The sequence below is a fragment of the Amycolatopsis sp. WAC 04169 genome (assembly GCF_003947535.1).
Classification (GTDB): Bacteria; Actinomycetota; Actinomycetes; order Mycobacteriales; family Pseudonocardiaceae; genus Amycolatopsis; species Amycolatopsis keratiniphila.
Window position 1 is genome coordinate 416,609 of the sequence record NZ_QHJI01000007.1, and the last position, 18,644, is coordinate 435,252.

Genomic DNA, 18,644 nt, shown 5'->3' on the forward strand with positions numbered 1-18,644 from the left:
CTCGCTCACAACGGGATGTTTCCGTGCTTCTTGGCCGGGAGGGTCTGCCGTTTGGTCCGCAACGCGTGCAGGGCCCTCGCCACCTGGAGGCGGGTCTGCGACGGCGCGATGACCTGGTCGACGTAGCCGCGTTCCGCCGCCAGATAAGGGTTCGAGTACCGTTCGCGGTACGCCTCGGTGAGCCGCCGTCGTTCGGCGGTCCGCTGTTCCGGTGGCAGTGCGGCGAGTTCGTGTCGATGGAGCACCCGCACCGCGCCCTCGGCGCCCATCACCGCGATCTCGGCGGTGGGCCAAGCCAGGTTGACGTCCGCGCCGAGGTGTTTCGACCCCATCACCGCGTAGCCGCCGCCGTAGGCCTTGCGGATCACCACGGTCACCTTCGGCACGGTCGCCTCGCCGTAGGCGTAGATCAGTTTGGCGCCGCGGCGGATGATCCCGTGCCGTTCCTGTGCCTCACCCGGCAGGTAGCCGGGAACGTCGGCGAGGGTGAGGATCGGGATGCCGAACGCGTCGCAGAACCGGACGAATCGCGCCGCCTTCTCCGAGGCGTCGATGTCGATCACGCCCGCCTGGTGCCACGGCTGGTTCGCCACGACCCCGACCGTGCGGCCCCGCATCCGGCCGAACGCGCAGATCATGTTCGGCGCGAAGGCACTGTGGATCTCGGTGAACTCGCCGTCGTCGACGAGCCGCGAGATCACCTCGGTCATGTCGTAGACCTGGTTCAGCGAGTCGGGCACCAGCCGGTCGAGTTCGAGATCGGCGGCGGTGAGTCCGGGATCGGTCTCGTCGGCGTATTCCGGGGCAGCGTCGAGGTTGTTGGACGGCAGATACCCGAGCAACGTCTGCACCCAGTCGATCGCGTCGTGCTCGTCGGCGGCCCGGTGGTGGGCGTTCCCGGAGACCTCGCTGTTCACCGCGGCGCCGCCGAGCCGCTGGGCGGAGACCCGCTCGCCGCTGACGGCGTGCACGACGTCCGGGCCGGTGACGAACATGTGCGCGGTCTCGTCCACCATCACGGTGAAGTCGGTGATCGCCGGCGAGTACACCGCCCCGCCCGCGCACGGTCCCATGATCAGCGAGATCTGCGGGATGACACCGGACGCGAGCGCGTTCCGCCTGCCAAGTTCGGCGTAGTAGGCCAGCGAGACGACGCCCTCTTGGATACGGGCGCCGCCGGAGTCGTTGATGCCGACCACGGGACAGCCCAGCGTCATCGCCAGGTCCATCACCTTGAGGACCTTCTCGCCGAAGACCTCGCCCATGCTGCCGCCGAACACGGTGAAGTCCTGGGAGAACACACAGACCTGCCTGCCGTCGACCGTGCCGTGCCCGGTCACCACTCCGTCGCCGTACGGCCGGTTGGCGTCCATCCCGAACTCGGTGCACCGATGCCGGGCGAACTGGTCGAGCTCGACGAAGGAACCCTGATCCAGCAACAGCTCGACGCGTTCGCGCGCGGTCAGCTTGCCCTTGGCGTGCTGCCGGTCGACGGCTCGTTTCTCGGCGATCCGGAGATCTTCCTGACGGGCGGCGAGGTCGGCGATCCGGAACGCCGTCGTGTCGGTCATGGCCGCGCCGCCTTGGGTGCCCCCAGCCGGGCCGCGAGCGCGGCGGCGACCACCTCGACGTGCGGCGGGTCGATCATCGACAGGTGATCGCCCGGCACCCGTACGACCTCCAGATCCGCGCAGAAGGCGTCCCAGCCGAGGGACTCGTCCGTGCGCAGGTACCGCGGGTCGAGGGTGGTGGTCAGCGGATGCGGCTCCTGCGCGCGGATCAGCAACACCGGCCCGGCATACGGTTCCGGCTCGTACCGTTCCGCGACCCGCGCGTCCACATAGGACTCGTACTGATGCCGCAGCACCCCGTGCCCCATCCCGGGCACCTGCTCGGCCAGCTTGCTGATCACCAGCCGGATCTGTTCGTCGTCGCCGAGCCGGACGAGATCCTCGCGCGGGATGTCCAGCGGGACGCCGTAGGTCCGCTCGATGTGTTCGGCGAAGCGGTCGAACCGGTCCAGCAGGATCTCGTGCGCCGGCTTCCCCGGCGCGGGCAGCGGCAGGATGCTGTCGATCAGGAACACGAGATCGACCCGCTCCCCCGCCGCCGTCAGCCGCCGGGCGGTCTCGTAGGCGAGGCAGCCGCCGAACGACCAGCCACCCAGCCGGTACGGGCCTTGCGGCTGGATCTCCCTGATCAGTTCGAGATAGCACTCGGCCTTGTCCTCGACCGTGTCCTCTTCGTCGATCCGTTCGAGCCCGTAGACGGGCCTGCCCTCCGGCAGCAGGCGGACGAGCCCTTCGTAGACGCTCGTCGGGCCGCCCGCCGGATGGAAGAGGAACACCGGATCCGTGCCGCCCTCGCGCAGCGGCCGGACAGGGCAGCCGCCGCGTCCCTCGATCGCGTCGCGCAGCAGATCGGCCATCGCGGCGATCGTCGGCGTGGCGAACAGCCCGTCAGGGACGGCTCCGAGCTGCCCGGCGAAAACGGCGCGCAGCCGCTCGGCCGCTTCCGCGTCGCCACCGGCGGCGAAGAAGTCGTCGTGGACGCCGGGTTCCGCGCCGCCGAGTTCCGCCTGCCAGTGCCGGGCGATCCAGCGTTCGGCCGGGTCACGTGGCCCGACGGCCGCACCCGGCGAGGCGGGCCGCGGGTCCGCCTCGCGGAACCCGGCCTGTTCCGCGAGATGGTCGGCGAGTTCGCCGAGGCTCGCACCACGCAACAGCAGCGGGATCGGCAGCGGCAGGCCGAAATCGCGTTCCACGACTCCCCTGGCGCGCATCGCGGTGAGCGAATCCAGGCCGAGCCGGGTGAGCGGCGCGTTCCGGTCGATCTCGTCCGCGGCGAGGCCGAGCATCCCGGCGACGAGCCCCGCCAGGTAGTCGGCCAGCATCTCGCGCGCCGCTTCGGGCAGGACCGCCCGCAGCGCGTCCAGTCCGTCCCAAGTGGACGGTCCAGTGGCCGGTTCCTCCCCCGGAACCAGGATCTCGAAGAAGGGCCGTCCGGCCAATCGCGGGAACAGGGCCAGGACGGTTCCGGCGTCGACGCGGGCGATCCCGGTCGAGGCGCGGTCGCGGCGCAGCACGGCGTCCAACGCCGCCAGCGCTTCCTCCGTACCGAGCGGTTCGAGGACGGGGTTGCGGTTGCCGACGGCCGCTCCGGCCTCGCCCCAGGCACCCCAGCCGATGGTCGCGGCCGGCAATCCGGCAGCCCGGCGCCACGCGACGAGCGCGTCCACCCACGCGTTCGCGGTGGCGTAGGCCGCCTGACCCGGCGATCCGAACAGCGCGGCCGCCGACGAGTACGTCAGCCACCAGTCGAGTTCGTGCCCGGCCGTCGCTTCGTGCAAACGCCACGCCCCCAGCGCTTTCGCGCGCCAGACCGCCTCGACGGCGTCTTCGTCGAGGTTGACGGCGGCACCGTCGGACAGCACACCGGCCGCGTGCAGCACGCCACGCAACGGCAGGCCGCCATCGATCGCCGCCGCGACCAACGCTTCGGCCGTCCCTGGCGCTGCGATGTCACCCGCCACCACGCGGACGTCGACGCCCTGGTCACGCAAATCCGCCAGCAGCGGTTCGACGGCGGGGCTCGCGCCACGCCGTCCGGAGAGGACGAGCCTGCTCGCGCCGCGTCCGGTCAGCCAGTCCGCGGCGACCAGGCCGAGGCCGCCGAGACCACCGGTGATCACGTAGGCACCTTCGCGCACAACGGTTTCGCGGCTTGGGTCGCCGAGTTCCGGCCGGGCCAGCACCCGGGTGTACCGGACGCCCTCGCGCCAGGCGATTTCGTCGTCCGGCGCGTCCGCGCGGAGCTCCGCCGCCAGCTTGGCGACCCAGAGCAGCGCGGGATCCGGCTCGGCGTCGAAGTCGACCTGGCTCGCGCGCAGTTCGGGATGTTCGAAGGCGAGAACGCGGACCAGCCCGCGCAGCCAGGCCTGGCCGGGGTCTCCACGCTCGCCGGGTTCGACGGCCGACGCGCCCGCGCTGACGAACCACAACCGCGGCGCCCCTTCGACCAGTTCGGCGACGACACCCGAAAGCGTCGCGACCATCCGCGCGTCCCGCATCGGGTCGAAGTCACCGGACGCGAGGCAAGCCAGAACTCCGGTGACCTCACGGGCTCGCAGGGCTTCCGCCAGCGCCGCCCTATCCCCGAGCGGAACGGTCACCAGTTCGTCCCCGGCGAGCCGGTCACGCAACGCCGTCAGCCACGGCGCGTCCTCGTGCAGGACGACCCAGCGGCGCGGGCCCGGCGCGGCCGAGGGCAGGTCGGCCTGCCGCCAGACCGTCTCGAACAGCAGCTCCGCCATCGGCACCGGCAGCGCCGAACGCTGGAACCGGCGGCAGTAGACCTCGCGGAACTCGACCAGGACGACACCGCCGGCATCGACCAGCTGGACACCGCCGACCAGGCCGTCACCGGCCGGATCGAGCGAGTCGAGCACGGCGTCGACCCGGACACCACGGCGTGGGTCACCGGCGACGACGACCTCGCCCAAGGTCAGCGGCAGGAAGACCCCGTCGGTTTCGCGCAGCACGTCCCCGGCGGCCGCGGCCAGCGCGTGCCGGCAGGCGTCGGCGATCACCGGATGCAGGACGTACGCCGGATCGTCGGCGGGCAGGGTGATCGAGGCCGAAGCCCTGCCCGGTGCGGCCAGGACGTCCCGCAACCCGCGGAAAGCCGGTCCGTAACTCTGTCCCATCCCGGCCAGCAGCCGGTACAGGTCGATCGGCCTGGCGTCGTCGCCGACCGCGCCGAACGGCACCACCGCGGTGTTCCCGTCGCGGACGCGGGCTGTGGCGTGCCGCACCCAGCCGCCGTCCGAGGACCGTGCGTAGACGTCCACTTCGGACGGTCCGGTGCGCAGGCCGGTCGTCACCTCGGTATGCGCGGCGAGCGGGAGGACCCGGTGCAGTTCGAGGCCGCCGACGCGGAGTTGCCCGCCTGGTCGCAGGACCGATTTCGCCGCCGCGAGCGCGAGTTCGAGGAATCCGGCGGCGGGGAACAGCGGCACCCCCATCGCCGCGTGGTCGGCCAGCCAGGGCAGCGTCTCGGTCCCGACGTCCGCACGCCACAGGTGCCCGCCGCCGGTCGGTTGTTCGATGTGGACACCCAGCAACGGATGTGTGCCCCCGGCCCGGTTCGCCGGGCGCCGCGGCCAGAACCGCCGGTGCCGCCAGCGCGGGGCGGGCAGCTCGACCGGAAGCGGGCGGGGCCCACCGTCGTCGAGCGCGACGGGCAGCCCGAGGGTGTGGAGCCGGGCGAGCGTGGTCAGGAACGCCACGCGCTCGTCGATCTTGCGGCTCGCCGACGGCACGGCGAGCGCGCCGGTGCTCTGCTCGATCGCGGCCAGCGCCACCGGATGCGGCGAGATCTCGACGAACACGTCGTATCCGTCGGCGGTCGCCGCCGTCAGTGCCTGGCTGAACCGCACCGGACGGCGCAGATTCGCCGCCCAGTAGTCGACGTCGAACACCGGCGACCCTTGTGGATCGTCGAGAACACTGCTGTAACAGGGGATTTCCACCGGTCGCGGGGACAGCTCGCCGAGCCCGGCACGGAACCGGCCGAGAACGGCGTCGACGGCCTCCGAATGGCCCGCGCCGCCGACGGGCAGCCGCTTCGCCAGCCTGCCGAGGCTCTCGACGTGCGACACCAGCGCCTCGACCTGCTCGGCTCCGCCGCTGACGGTGCACTGGACCGGCGAGGCGTAGACCGCGACGGTGATCCCGGGGAAATCCGCTTCCAGATCGGCGAGTTCGGCCGGCGACAGTTCGACCACCGCCATCGCGCCGTCGCCGGAGGCGTCGACCTCGGCCAGCAGCCGGGCGCGGGTGGCCATCACGCGCAAACCCTCGGCGACGTCCAGCGCACCGGCGACGACGGCGGCCGCGACCTCGCCCATCGAATGCCCGAGCACCGCGGCCGGGACGACACCGTGCGCACGCCAGAGCCCGGCGAGGGCGAGCTGCATACCGAACAACGCGAGTTGCGTCGCGCCGAGGTCCGGCGGGTCGTGGTCGCCGGCGAACACCGCGCGCAGGGAGAAGCCGGCTTCGGCCCGGAACACCGGGTCGAGCGCCTCCACCTCGGCGCGGAACGCGGGCTCTGTGCGCAGCAGGACGCGGCCCATCCCGGGCCACTGGGAGCCGTAACCGGAGAAGACGAACACGACGTCGGACACGGGCGCGGCCTCGCCGAAGACGACGTCGGCGCTCTCACGTCCGGCGGTCATCGCCCGCAAGGCGGCGGCCACCCGGTCGCGCCCCTCCGCGACGACCGCGCCACGGACGGGCAGGTGGTCCCGGCTCCTGGCCAGCGTCGCGGCGACCGTGTCCAGCGAGACCGAGCGGTGCGCGGGATCTTCGAGCCAGTCCGCCAGATCGGCGGCGCGCGCCCGGAGCACCTCGGCCGAGCGAGCGGACAGCGCGAACACCCGCGAGCCCTCGGTTTCCTTCCCCCGGGCGGCGAACGAGGCGGCAGGCCATTCTTCGACGACGACGTGGGCGTTGGTGCCGCCGAATCCGAACGCGGAGACCCCGGCGCGTACGACGTCGGAGTAGCGCGGCCAGTCCGTCCCGGTGTCCACCACGCGAAGGCGGAGACCGGTGAAATCGATGTGCGGGCTGGGTTCGTGATGGTGCGGGGTCGGCGGCAGCCGCCGGTGGACCATCGCGAGGACGACCTTGATCAGCCCGGCCATCCCCGCCGCGCCTTCCAGATGGCCCAGGTTCCCCTTCACCGAGCCGATCAGCAGCGGGCGGCCGGGTTCGCGGCCGGCGCCGAGCACTTCACCGAGCGCGCCCGCCTCGATCGGGTCGCCCACCGCGGTCCCGGTCCCGTGCGCCTCCACGTAGTCCACAGAGGACGGTTCGACGCCCGCCGTCGCGTACGCGTCACGCAACAGGTCGGCTTGCGCGCCGGGGCTGGGTGCCACGAGCCCGTTCGACCGTCCGTCGGAATTGACCGCGCTGCCGCGGATCACCGCGAGCACCCGGTCGCCCGCGCGGCGAGCGGCCTTCAGCGGTCTCAGCACGATCACCCCGCAGCCCTCGCCTCGGGCGATGCCGTCGGCGGCGGCGTCGAACGGTTTGCAGTGCCCGTCCGGCGCCAGCACCCCGGCCCGCTCGAAGGACGCGGTGACCGCGGGCGAGAGCAGCAGGTTCACCCCGGCGACGAGCGCCGTCCCGCATTCGCCGCGGCGGAGGCTCTGCACCGCCTGGTGCACCGCGACCAGCGAAGACGAGCACGCGGTGTCGAGGGTGAGGCTGGGGCCGCGCAGGTCGAACAGGTACGACAGCCGGTTCGCGGCGATGCTCGTCGCGGCGCCGGTGGCGGACCAGACGTCGACGGCGGCGGGATCGGCCATCGTCAGGTGTCCGTACTCGCCCGCCGAGAGCCCGACGAACACCCCGGTCCGGCTTCCGCGCAGCGTGGACGGCGGGATCCCGGCGTGTTCCAGCGCCGCCCACGCGACTTCGAGCAGCATCCGCTGCTGGGGATCCATCGTCTCGGCCTCACCCGGGGTGATGCCGAAGAACTCGGCGTCGAATCCGGCGATGTCGCCGAGGAACCCGCCGCGGGCGGGGGTGTCCCAGCGGTCCTCCGGAACCTCGCGGATGCCGTCGCGTCCGGCGTCCAGGAGCCGCCAGTACCGCTCCGGGGAGTCCGCGCCGCCCGGCAGACGACAGCCGATGCCGACGATCGCGACCGGTTCCTCCTCGCGGCCTTCACCTTCGACGACCGCGGAGTCCTCCACTGTGGACAGACGGGCGGCGAGCGCGGAGATCGTCGGGTACTGCCACACCAATGTCGGCGGCAGCGGGCGGCCGAGATGCCTGCTCAGTTCCGCCGCCAGTTCCATCGACTCGCGGGAGGAAAGCCCGCTCTCGTACAGTGGCCGGTCGGGGTCGACCTGACCGGCGGGCGTGCCGGTCCGCTCGGCCACCCGCGCGATGAGCCAGGCGTGGATCTCGCCGGTCACCCGAGCCGCCGCGCGGTCAGCGATCCGTCCAGATAGGACTTCCGGCACAGCGCCCGGCTGATCTTGCCGCTGGAGGTGCGCGGGATCTCGCCTGGCGAGAGGAAGACGATGTCGTACGCCCGCAGGCCGTGCGCGGCCGAGACCGCCCTCCGAATCTCGCCGCTCGCCACGACGATGTCGGCCTCGCTCCCCTTGGCGCGCTCCGCCAGCACGACCGCCGCTTCGCCGTCTTCGCGCTCGATCGCGAACGCCGCGGCGGAATGCGGCCGGACCGCGGGATGGGTCTCCACGGTCTGCTCGATGTCCTGCGGATAGTGGTTGCGGCCGTCGACGATGACGAGATCCTTGAGCCTGCCGGTCATGAACAGTTCGCCGTCGTAGCGCACGCCGAGGTCCCCGGTCGCGAGCCAGCCCGCGCCGGACTCCGGGTCGATCGGCGGCAGGCCGAAGACACCGTCGGACGCGGCGGGCCGCCCCCAGTACCCCACTCCGACGTTCGGGCCGTTGACCTGGATCTCCCCCACCCTGCCGGGTTCGACCAGCGCGCCGGTGACCGGATCGGCGATGCGGACCCGTTGCCCGGCGGGGAATCCGCACGAGACGAGCGTGGTGGACACCGCGCCGGGGAGCGCGGGCGCCGCCAGCCCGGCGGCGAGCTGTTCGCGGTCGAAGGCGACCTCTCGCGGCGCCTTGCCCGCCTCGGTGACGGACACGAGCACGGTGGCCTCGGCCAGTCCGTACGACGACCGGTGCACCTCCGGGCGCAGCCCGCATTCCTCGAAGGCGCCGTGGAATTTCGCGATCGTCGACGGGAGGACCGGCTCGCTGCCGTTGATGAGCGAGACGACCCGGCTCAGTTCGAGGTAGCTCTTCTCGGCCTCGGTCACGCGGGAAGCGCTGTAGGCGTAGGCGAAATTGGGTGCCGCGCTGATCGCGCCGGGGCTGGCCGAGAGCGCGCGCAGCCAGCGTGACGGACGTTCGAGGAAGGCGAGCGGATCCATCAGGACCGACGGCGCCCCCGCCGCCATGGGCGCGCCGATCCCGAGGATCAGGCCCATGTCGTGGAAGAGCGGCAGCCAGCTGACGGTGGACGTCGTCCCGGTTTCGATCGCGTACGCGTCGCATGCCTGCCGGGCGTTGGTGAGCGCATTGCGATGGGTCAGCATCACGCCAGCCGGCGTCCTCGTGGAACCGGACGTGTACTGCAGGTACGCCAGTCCGTCCGGTTCCGGTCGCGGCCAGGAGCGGTCACCGGCCGCGACCGGAGCTGTGGTGTCGACGGCGAGCACGGCGGGGCGCTCGATCGCCGTCGAGGCGAGGAAACCGGCGGCGACGTCGAGTCCGTCGGTGGTGGTGAGCACGACCTTCGGCGCGCAATCGGCGAGCACGGCGGCCAGCCTGCCCGCGTGCCCGGGGAGGTCCGGGGCGAACAGCGGCACCGCGACCAGCCCGGCACGGATCGCGCCGAGGAAGGCGACGACGTAGTCCACGGACTGCCGCGCCAGGATCGCGGCCCGGTCACCGGCGCCGGTGAACGCGGTCAGCCGGGTGGCGAGGTGATCGACGCGCTCGTCGAGTTCACGCCAGGACAGGCTGATCGCGCGGCCGTCCGCTCCGGCGCGATGGTCGAGGTAGGTCACCGCGACCTCGTCGCCGAGCCGCCACGCCCAGTACCGCAGCAGCGTGGCGAACGATTCCCCACCGGGTGCGTCGTCCGTGCCGCGGGCGGCGACGACCGTTTCCGAAATGGTTTCCATGGCCCCTCGTTTTGACGACGTGAGCAGGAGCGGGTGAATTCGGAACGGCGCCGTTGCCGAAAGCGGATTCCATTCCGGAGACCGTTCTTTGTCTGCCCGGAACTGTATGGACGTCCCGGGAAGGGTGTCAATGAAAGGATGATGGAACGCCGTTGCCCGCGCGGACGTGCTCACCGCGAAGTGAGAAAGGGGGCACCCGGCTTGTCACTTCGGGACGAACTTCGGGGATTCAGGAGCCGGAGCGCGAGGAGTGCTCCGGCGAGTTGCAGTGCCGCCGCGGTCAGCAGCCCGGCCGTGTAGCCGTCCGCCAGCGCGGCCGCGGCGCCCTCGTCGAGCCGGGCCGTGCGAACCACCGACAGGACGGCCCCGATCAGCGCGACGCCCAGCGCGCTCGACAGTTCACGGGACGCGGTGAGCAGGCCGGAGGCCGTGCCCGCGTGCCGTTCGGCGACGATCTCCAGCGCGTACGAGGTCAACGGGGTGGTCAGGGCCGATCCGGCGCCGATCAGCACCAGCCCGGGAACCCTGGGCGGGATTTCCGGCAGATGGTTGACCGCGGCGAGCGCCAGCAGTCCGGCGGCCACCGTCGCCAGCCCGACCGCGACCGTCCGATGTGGACCCCACCGTGGTACCGCCCAGGGCACCAGCGGCGTGGCGGCGACGACCGCGACCGCCACCACGACCAGCGGCAATCCGGCGAGCATCGGCCCGAGGCCGAGGGATTCCTGATGCAGCAACGGCGTGAAGAAGAAGACGCCCGAAACCCCCAGTCCCCACAGCAACTGCACGGTGAGCGCGCCGGTGAACACCCGCGTTCCGGTCAGTGCCGCCGGCACCAGCAGCACCCGCGCGCGTCTTTCCCTGACCACGAACCAGATCGCGAAGGCCGTCCCCGCCGCGCAGAGCACCGCGTTCAGCTCCACCACGGCGGCGGTGACCAGGACCATCGCGGTGGTCAGCACCAGCATGGACAGCACGGCGGGCCGTCCGGCCGCCGGATCACGATCCGCGAGGGCGACCCTGCGCACCAGCATCAGCATCGCCGCCACGAACGGGAGGTTGACGAAGAAGATCCAGCCCCAGCCGAGATATTCGCTCAGCGCGCCGCCGAGCGTGGGTCCGAGCGCGAGGGCGACCGCGAGGCAGGCGGTCCAGACCGTCGCGCCGACCGCCCGCCTTCGCGCGTCGAGGTCGGTGCGGAGCAGGCTGAGCAGGGCCGGGACCAGGAACGCCGCCGCCGCGCCTTGCAGGATCCGCGCGGCGATGACGAGCCACGCCGTCGTGGCGAACCCTCCGATCGCCGCCCCGGCGCCGAACGCGAGCAGCCCGGCCCGCAGGGTCGCGGCCTGGCCCCAGCGGTCCACCAGCGTCCCCGCCACCGGCAGCAACCCGGCGAACGGGAGCATGTAGCCGATGCTCACCCATTGCAGCGTGGGCAGATCGAGCCCGAGTTCCCGGGCGAGCGAAGGCGCGCCCGCCGCGACGATCGTGTTGTCGAGGGTGGTGACGAACGCCCCGAGCCCGATCATGAGGAGCGTCGCTCTCATTTCGGCTCCTCGTGAGTGAAGAGGACGGTTCTAACCGTCCTTACCACTCACGAAACTGGACCCCACTCTCCCGTGACAATTCCCGCCTGCCCCGTTCACACTCGCGCTATAACCATCCCTGCCGCGAAGCCTGCGCGCCCAGTTGGAATCGGGTCTGTGCGCCCAGCAGTTGCTGCAGACGGCTGATCCGCCGCAGGACCGTGCGTTCACTGACGCCGAGCTCGCGCGCGATCGCCTCGTCGGTCAGGCCTCCGCTCAGCAACGCGAGCAGACGGCGTGTGGCGACGGTCGGTTCCTGCGTCGCCTCCGCGTCTTCCGGACCGCCCGCCCGCACCGGGACACCCATCCGCCAGAACGATTCGAACAGCTCGATCAGCGCGCTCAGCAGCATCGACGGATGAATCAGCAGGGCCAGCACGTCGCCGGCGTCGGAGTTCGGGACGGCGATCAGCGCCTTGTTGCTGTCGGCGATCACCAGCTTCAGCGGCAGCCTGGGGAACACCCGGGCCTGCTCCCCGAGCGCGATACTCGACTGCACCTGGGCGAATCCATCGTCGGTCCGCAACACCGCCGAGTCGTAGACGACGCGGTACGCGATGCCGCGCGCCATCGAGCCCGGCTGCACCGTGCTCACTTCGGCCTTCGGGCTCATGTACGACCCGGGGTCCAGCGCGACGATGTCGACGCCGGCCTGCGTCTGCATCGCCTCGAAGGTGGCGATCACCTCGTCCCCACTCCGCAGCACCTCGACGAAGTCCGCGTCCCGGCCGGTCCTCAGGGAGTAGGCCGCGCCCAGCACCTCGGCCGCTTCCCGCGCGCGGACGGCCGCGGCCTCGTGCTGCGCCGCGAACGCCGACAGCGCCGCACGCGGCGGGCACACCTCGACGCCGGACGCGCCGGCGCGGATCAAGCCGAACCGCTCCAGCTCCGCCAGTTCGGCGCCGGGCGGCCCCGGACGCCCCTCCAGCAGGGCCCGGTACAGCTGCTCGGCCTCCACCGACAGGCCTCGCGACTCGGCGAGCATGACGCTTCTCCTCCCCCGCCCAGGATCGATCGACGTGACATCGATGTCACGTCTCACCCTTCTTGAGGGGGAAAGCGGCCGGATCGTGCGGCTGGACCGATAACGAAACCGTCACGGATCGCCGAAGAGGCTCCCGCGGGCCGGATCGGCCCGCGGGAGCCCTTGTGCGACGCTGCCGGGGATCAGGCGTTGGCAGGCATGCCCTTCTCGTCCGCTTCCGGCGTGGCGGTGCCTTCGAGCAGCTCACGGACGATCTCGTTCGCCTTGCGCACCTGCGGCGTGATCATCTTGATCTTGATCTTGCCGTCGTGCCCGAGGTTGCCGCCGACCTCGACCGTCTTGTCCTCACCGGGCAAGGGCAGGCCCTGGCAGCCGGTGAACTTCTTCTTCGGCGTGTGACCGGTCTGGAAGTAGGCGACGATCGGGTCGTCGACGCAGTCGGTGTTGTACGGGAAGATCCCGTGGCTGCCTTCGTTGTCGACGCTGATCATCTTGGCGCCCGGCAGGCCGTTCGCGGTGGCGAGCGCGCCCTCGTACGGCGTGGCCGCGTCGAGTTCGGTCTGCGCGATCAGCAGCTTCGGGAACGTCTTGGCGTCCGGCGCCGGCTTGGCGTTGGTGGTCGGCCAGAACGCGCACAGCGGCGCGCCCGACAGGGCCATGATCGGCGCGATGAACGGCGCGTTCACGGTCAGGTCGGCCTGCCAGTAGGTCCAGTAGTGCAGATTCTGGTTCCACTGGCCGTCCTGGCAGCGGATCGCCTCGAACGCCGCGTCCCAGGTCTCGACCTCGGCGCCGCCCTGATACGAGGCCTTGCGCTCGACCGAGTCCTTCTTCGCGATGGCCTCGAGCGCGTTGCCCTTGGCCTTGTTCAGGAACGCTTTGTTCGCGTCGGTCAGGCCCGGGGTGGCGAGCGCCTTCGCGACGACCTGCTCCAGCTTCTCCGCGTCGGTCCCGGTGGGCGCCGGTCCCTTCGCCAGCGCGGCCACCATGGAGGCCGCCGACGGGTACTGGGTGGTGTCGTACATCGCCGGGATGATGAACCACGCGGCGTAGAGCATGCCCGCGAATTCCCGCGTGCCGCCCGCCTTCTCCCAGTTGCGGCGGATCTCCATCGGGTCGGTGCCCGCCTTGTACTTGGCGTCGTTGCGCGCGACGTAGGGCAGCAGCGCCTCCTGGAACTGGCGGTCGCGGCTGCGCGGCTGCAGGTCCCAGGTCTTCTCCAGGGTCGGGCGGCTCGCGTCGGTCGACGAGTCGAGCAGGAACCGGTGCGCCTTGCTCGGGAACGTGGTGGCGTACCAGGTGCCGAGCCACGTGCCGTACGAGTAGCCGATGTAGCTGGTCTTCTTCTCGCCGAGCAGCACGCGGATGAAGTCCATGTCGTACGCGGTCTGCTCGGTGGTGATGAACTTCGTCAGCGGGTTCTTCAGGCAGCCTTCGACCTTCGCCCGGCTGATCACGTTCTGATCCGTGCTGTCCGGGACGGTGTAGCTACAGGTCAGCGGGGTGCTCTGGCCGACGCCGCGCGGGTCGAAGCCGACGAAGTCGTACTGCGAGGCCAGCACGGGGCTGCGCATCGCCATCGCGGCGCCCCACGGGAGGCCTTCGCCGCCGGGACCGCCGGGGTTGACCAGCGCGATGCCCTGCCTGCCGGTGCCGGGGTAGGCGGTCCCGGTCTTGGAGACGCGGACGCCGATCGTGTTGCCGTCCTGCGGGTTGTGCCAGTCCCGCGGTACCTGGACCGTGGCGCAGGCCAGGCCCTTGACCTTCTTCAGTTCCGCTTCCGTCGCCGGCGCGACGGACGGGAACGAGCATTCGCCCCAGGCCACGGCCTGCTTGGTCAGCGCACCGGCGAGCGCGGCGGTGTCCGGCTCGGCCTTGACCGCGGGAGCCGCACCCGCGGCGGGGGCGAGCACCAGGCCCGAGGCCAGGAACGCACCGGTGACCACGGCCACCGTGCCTCTCCGCGTCTTTCTCGTACTACTGATCACCATGATCCCTTTCGACAGGAGCCCCCCGACGTCCGTACGTGAAGTAAAGACCGGTGATCAGCCTTCCCACACGGCCACGGGCTGGCGGATACCCGACATGGCGGGATCTCGACACGAACGGTCAACCCGGGCTGGACCAGCCGTGCCGCCAATACCCGGCGAACGAGATGTCCGCCTTCGCCGCACCTCGCTCGGACACCAGATGGCGGCGCAGCGACGTCGCCAGCCGGGACTCCCCCGCGACCCAGGTGTAGAACCGGCCGTGCGGCAGCGATGCCCGCCGGACCGCCTCCAGGGCCAGGGTTCCCGGCCGGAGTCCCGGATCGTCCCTGCTGAGCCAGTGGACGCGGACGCCGTCGGCCGTGTCGTACCGCCGGATGTCCGCAGCGGTGGGCACCTCCAGGAACACCTGTGCGGCAAGGGATTCCGGAGCGTCGTCGAGGATCGCCAACGCGGCGGGAAGGGCGCTCTCGTCGGCGACGACGAGCTGCCCGCCGACGTCGGCCGGTGGCCGGTACGTGGTGCCCATGTCGAAGATCCCGGCCGGATCGCCCGGGCGCACGCGGCGGACCCACTCGCTCATCGGCGAATTCCCGTGGAGGGCGAATTCGATGTCGACCTCGTCGTCGGCGGGTCTCGCCCGGCGGATGGTGAGCGTGCGAACCCAAGGCCGGACCGATTTGGGCAGCAGCATCAGCTCCGGCATCCACGTCTCGTTCGAAAAGGTGGGCATCCGCAGCCCGCGCTGTCCCTCGCGGGGGAAGAACAGCCGCACCGTCTGGTCCGCGCCCGTGACGACGAGGTCCTTCAGCTCCGGACCGCCCAAGGTGACCGACGCGAAGCTCGGGCTGAGGCTGACGCGCTCCCGGACCTCCAGGGTGATCATCTTCCGCGAGCTCGGGGCCTTGAGGCGCGGGATCATCGCGAACTCTCAGTGTTTGTGCAGGTCATAGCACTATTATGAGCATTTCCTCAGTTCTCGGGTACTCGCTTTTGCCCGCCCGGCGGGAGGCCTCGGGAGCTGGGAAGGGACGCGACCACGGACCGGGCTTGCTCACGTTCCGGCTCAGCCCGCGAGGCTTTCGGCGAATCGCCGCGCCGCGTCGAGATCCGCCGTGCCAGGACGGTTCTTGCCGATGCCGCCGACGAGCTTGAAGGGGAGCCAGGTGTCGAAACCGCGGCACGAGAAGGTGCCCACCACGTCGAATCCCTTGTGACCGAGCAGCCGCGCCAGGCGGCGGAGGTAGCTCCGGAACGGCGGTTCGGGCAGCCCGCTCGTGGTGAACACGAACGCCTTTCGCCGCTGCTCCCCCGGCAGCTCCCGGACGAACCGGAGCAGGCGCGGATGGAAGTCCATGCCGAAGATCCCCGAGCCGAATCCCACCAGGTCACAGGAATCGAGGTCGGCCGGCCCGATTTCCTCGGGGCTGACGACGCGGGCGCCGAGCACCCCCGCCATGACGTCGGCGACCCTTCGCGTGTTGCCGTGGGACACCGAAACGCACACGATGACGACCTTCATGCCGATCCTCCACTCCGCCGGTCCTTTCCCTCAAGAACCGGGCAGCGGCGAAGAACGTGACGTCAGCCCTCGCGCAGGTGATCCCGCAGCTCCCGCGCCACGCGGGCCATCAGCACTTCGGCCTCCGGCTGGATCGCCGCGGACACCTCGGACTCGGTCAGCGCGGCGATCGCGAACATCCCGCCGTCGGCGTGCTCGACCACGCCGACCTCGTGCCGCAGGTTCAGCACGGTGCCCGTCTTCGACGACCATTTCGTGGCATCGGAGACGAAATCCGGGCTCAGCCGTTGCCGCAACAGGTTGAGCCCCATGAGCTCGCGGACCCGCGCCGCCACCTGCTCGTCCACTTTGGACGGCTTCCACAGTGCTTCGAGCAGGTGCACGAACGCGCGGGCCGAACCGGAGCTCGCGCGTGTGACGTCGAGCTGCGGAACGGGATGGCCTCGCCCCGCGGTGCCCGCGTTGATCGCGAGCGCGTGCGCGAGGTGGACATCGGCGGGGGCGAAGCGCTCGGCCGGGGTGTCGCTGAGGTCCGCGGCCGGATGCCGGGCGGTGATCCCGGTGATGCCCCAATCGCGCGTCATCCTGGTGACCTCGGCGGGCGGCGTCAGCGCGAACAGCGCGTCCGCGGCGGTCTCGTCGCTGATGGCCATGGTCAGGTAGAGCAGGTCGTCGATCGCCACCCTGGCCGGATGCCGGAACCGCGTCAGCCCGGTCGGCCCCGGCGCGGTGGCCCGCCCCGGCTCGACGTCGAGCGCCGCCGCGCCGTCCAGCTCGCCCCGCCGGATCCGCTCCAGGGTCGCCGCGGCGAGCGGGATCTTCACCAGCGAGGCGCTCGGGAACTCGACGTCGGGGTCGATGCCCACCTCGTGACCGGTCCGCAGATCGCGCACGAGGAACGAACCCCGCAGGCCGCCGTCGGCCAAATCGGCGCGCAGCCGCATGAGCAGCGTTTCCGTGTTCACGTCGTCTCCTCCGCGCCGAGACAGCGGGCGATGTCCGGCCCCAATCGTGCCCGGAGCCGCTGGGCGTCCTCGCCGGGCCCCGCCGTGATCTCGAACCCGCGTACGAGCCGGATCTCGCCGATGGTCCGCCAGTTCAAGCCGAGGTCGGTGGCCTGCGCCGCCGAGCACAGCAGCAGATCGTCCGAACCGAACACGGCCGCGGCGGCCGCGGTGAGCGAATCGGCGACGGACACCTGCGCGGGCCGCAGCCCCACCGCGTCACGGATCCGGAAGAGACGGTCGCGCAGATGCGGGACGTCGTCCTCCGGCTGAATCCAGACCCGCCGAGGCGAACGGCCGGACCGGCCGACCCGCAGCGTTTCCAGATGGAGGACGTCCGCCCGCGGCCTGCCTCCACCCGCCAGCCCGAGCGGCACCTTCCAGCTGCCCTCCTCGCCGGGGACGGCGGTGAGCGCGGCGCGGACCTCCTGTGTGCGCACGAGTTCCGCCCGTTCCCGCGGCGGCGCCTGCCGGAACTCCAGGAAGACGTCCACCGCCCGCGCCGCCGCGTCGAGTTCGGCGAGTTCGCGGACGGTGCAGGTTTCCGGCATCGCGAGCCGCATCGGCCGCTGCCTGGCGCGCCGCGCGTCGTGCTCCAGGGTGTCGGCCAAGGCCACCAGCCGTTTCGCCGACGGCAACATGTCCCGCCCGAACGGGGTGAGCAGGGCACGCCGGGTGGAGCGGTCGAACAGCCGCTCGCCGAAATGCCGTTCCAGCGCGGCGATCCGGCGGCTCGCCACCGGTTGCGGGATGCGCGCGAGCGCGGCTCCGGCGGTGAACGTCCCGGCCTCGCTCACGCTCACGAACGCCCGGCAACTCCCGATCAGGTCCACGACCACATACTATGCGCGTTTCGCATGAAAGACGTCATCCGTGTCTTGGACAGCATGACCGGAGCTGGACAGACTGCGGGCATGTCAGTCACTTCTCGCCGCTGGGCCGCACTATTGGCGCTCTCGGCCGTATCACTCGCCGCGTGTTCCGCACCTGCCCCCGCGCCACCTCCCGCCGCCGCCTCGCCGGTCGCGCCGGCCGCGAGCGCCGACTTCGAACAGCTCGAACGAGCCTTCGGTGCCCGGGTCGGGGTGTACGCCGTGGACACCGCGACCGGCCGCGAAGTCGCCTTCCGCGCCGACGAACGCTTCGCCTACGCCTCGACGCACAAGGTGTTCAGCGCCGGTGGTGTCCTGCAGCGGACGCCGATCACCGAACTGGATCGCACCGTGACCTACGGGAAGCAGGACCTGGTCGTCAATTCGCCGGTCACGGAGAAACACGTGGCGACGGGCCTGCCGCTGCGCGCCGTCATGGACGCGACCCTCCGCTACAGCGACAACACCGGCGGGAACCTGCTCTTCCGCGAACTCGGCGGCCCCGAAGGACTCAACGCGGTGTTCCGCAGGATCGGCGACACCACGAGCCACGCCGACCGGATCGAACCCGAGCTCAACGACACCTTCCCCGGTGACCTCCGGGACACCAGCACACCCCGCGCCCTCGCCGTGAGCCTGCGTGCCTTCGCGCTCGGCGACGCCCTCCCCGAGGACAAGCGCAAGATCCTCGTCGACATGATGCGCGCCAACACCACCGGCGACCAGAACATCCGCGCCGGGGTGCCCGGCTGGGCGGTCGCCGACAAGACCGGCACGGCGGCTTACGGCACACGCAACGACATCGGGGTCGTGTGGCCGCCGAACCGGGCCCCGATCGTCGTCTCGGTACTCACCGACCGGCCGGACAAGGACGCCGAGATCGACAACAAGCTCCTCGCCGACGCCACCGCGGCCGCGATGAAGGCCCTCCCCTGACCGGTCC

At 71.3% G+C, this 18,644-nt stretch carries 11 protein-coding genes; 1 reads left to right on the top strand and 10 read right to left on the bottom strand.

Annotation, left to right across the window (positions count from 1 at the left end):
• Window positions 1-5: 5 nt before the first annotated feature.
• The 10 genes from DMC61_RS21205 to DMC61_RS21250 all read right to left on the bottom strand — a co-directional run bounded on the left by DMC61_RS21205 (window position 6) and on the right by DMC61_RS21250 (window position 17,668).
• Window positions 6-1,571 (bottom strand): acyl-CoA carboxylase subunit beta, encoded by a 1,566-nt coding sequence (locus tag DMC61_RS21205; protein WP_125690766.1) that lies wholly within the window; start codon window positions 1,569-1,571, stop codon window positions 6-8.
• Window positions 1,568-7,987: a type I polyketide synthase gene (locus tag DMC61_RS21210; RefSeq protein WP_125690767.1), complete on the bottom strand. Its 6,420-nt coding sequence runs from the start codon at window positions 7,985-7,987 to the stop codon at window positions 1,568-1,570. The genes DMC61_RS21205 and DMC61_RS21210 overlap by 4 nt, the downstream gene beginning before the upstream one ends.
• Complete coding sequence (locus tag DMC61_RS21215) at window positions 7,984-9,744, bottom strand: fatty acyl-AMP ligase (protein ID WP_125690768.1); 1,761 nt, start codon at window positions 9,742-9,744, stop codon at window positions 7,984-7,986. Before DMC61_RS21215 ends, DMC61_RS21210 begins: the two co-directional genes overlap by 4 nt.
• Before the next feature lie 170 nt (window positions 9,745-9,914).
• The gene (locus DMC61_RS21220; RefSeq protein WP_125690769.1) at window positions 9,915-11,291 is read right to left on the bottom strand and encodes an MFS transporter; all 1,377 of its coding nucleotides are present in this window, start codon (window positions 11,289-11,291) and stop codon (window positions 9,915-9,917) included.
• A gap of 106 nt (window positions 11,292-11,397) precedes the next feature.
• Window positions 11,398-12,315 (bottom strand): helix-turn-helix transcriptional regulator, encoded by a 918-nt coding sequence (locus DMC61_RS21225; protein WP_016333754.1) that lies wholly within the window; start codon window positions 12,313-12,315, stop codon window positions 11,398-11,400.
• Between the two features lie 182 nt (window positions 12,316-12,497).
• The gene (locus DMC61_RS21230) at window positions 12,498-14,267 is read right to left on the bottom strand and encodes an alpha/beta hydrolase (RefSeq protein WP_125690770.1); all 1,770 of its coding nucleotides are present in this window, start codon (window positions 14,265-14,267) and stop codon (window positions 12,498-12,500) included.
• A gap of 157 nt (window positions 14,268-14,424) precedes the next feature.
• The gene (locus tag DMC61_RS21235) at window positions 14,425-15,225 is read right to left on the bottom strand and encodes a siderophore-interacting protein (protein ID WP_125690771.1); all 801 of its coding nucleotides are present in this window, start codon (window positions 15,223-15,225) and stop codon (window positions 14,425-14,427) included.
• 144 nt (window positions 15,226-15,369) lie between these two features.
• Window positions 15,370-15,825, bottom strand: a complete 456-nt coding sequence (locus tag DMC61_RS21240) for a flavodoxin family protein (RefSeq protein ID WP_125690772.1) — start codon at window positions 15,823-15,825, stop codon at window positions 15,370-15,372.
• A 62-nt stretch (window positions 15,826-15,887) separates the two neighbouring features.
• The gene (locus DMC61_RS21245; protein ID WP_125690773.1) at window positions 15,888-16,790 is read right to left on the bottom strand and encodes a serine hydrolase; all 903 of its coding nucleotides are present in this window, start codon (window positions 16,788-16,790) and stop codon (window positions 15,888-15,890) included.
• Window positions 16,787-17,668 (bottom strand): LysR family transcriptional regulator, encoded by an 882-nt coding sequence (locus DMC61_RS21250; protein WP_125690774.1) that lies wholly within the window; start codon window positions 17,666-17,668, stop codon window positions 16,787-16,789. Before DMC61_RS21250 ends, DMC61_RS21245 begins: the two co-directional genes overlap by 4 nt.
• A 75-nt stretch (window positions 17,669-17,743) precedes the next feature.
• Here DMC61_RS21250 and bla point away from each other — a divergent pair, with 75 nt between their 5' ends.
• Entirely contained in the window at window positions 17,744-18,637 is an 894-nt protein-coding gene (gene bla, locus DMC61_RS21255) for a class A beta-lactamase (RefSeq protein ID WP_125690775.1), read from the top strand.
• Window positions 18,638-18,644 lie beyond the last annotated feature (7 nt).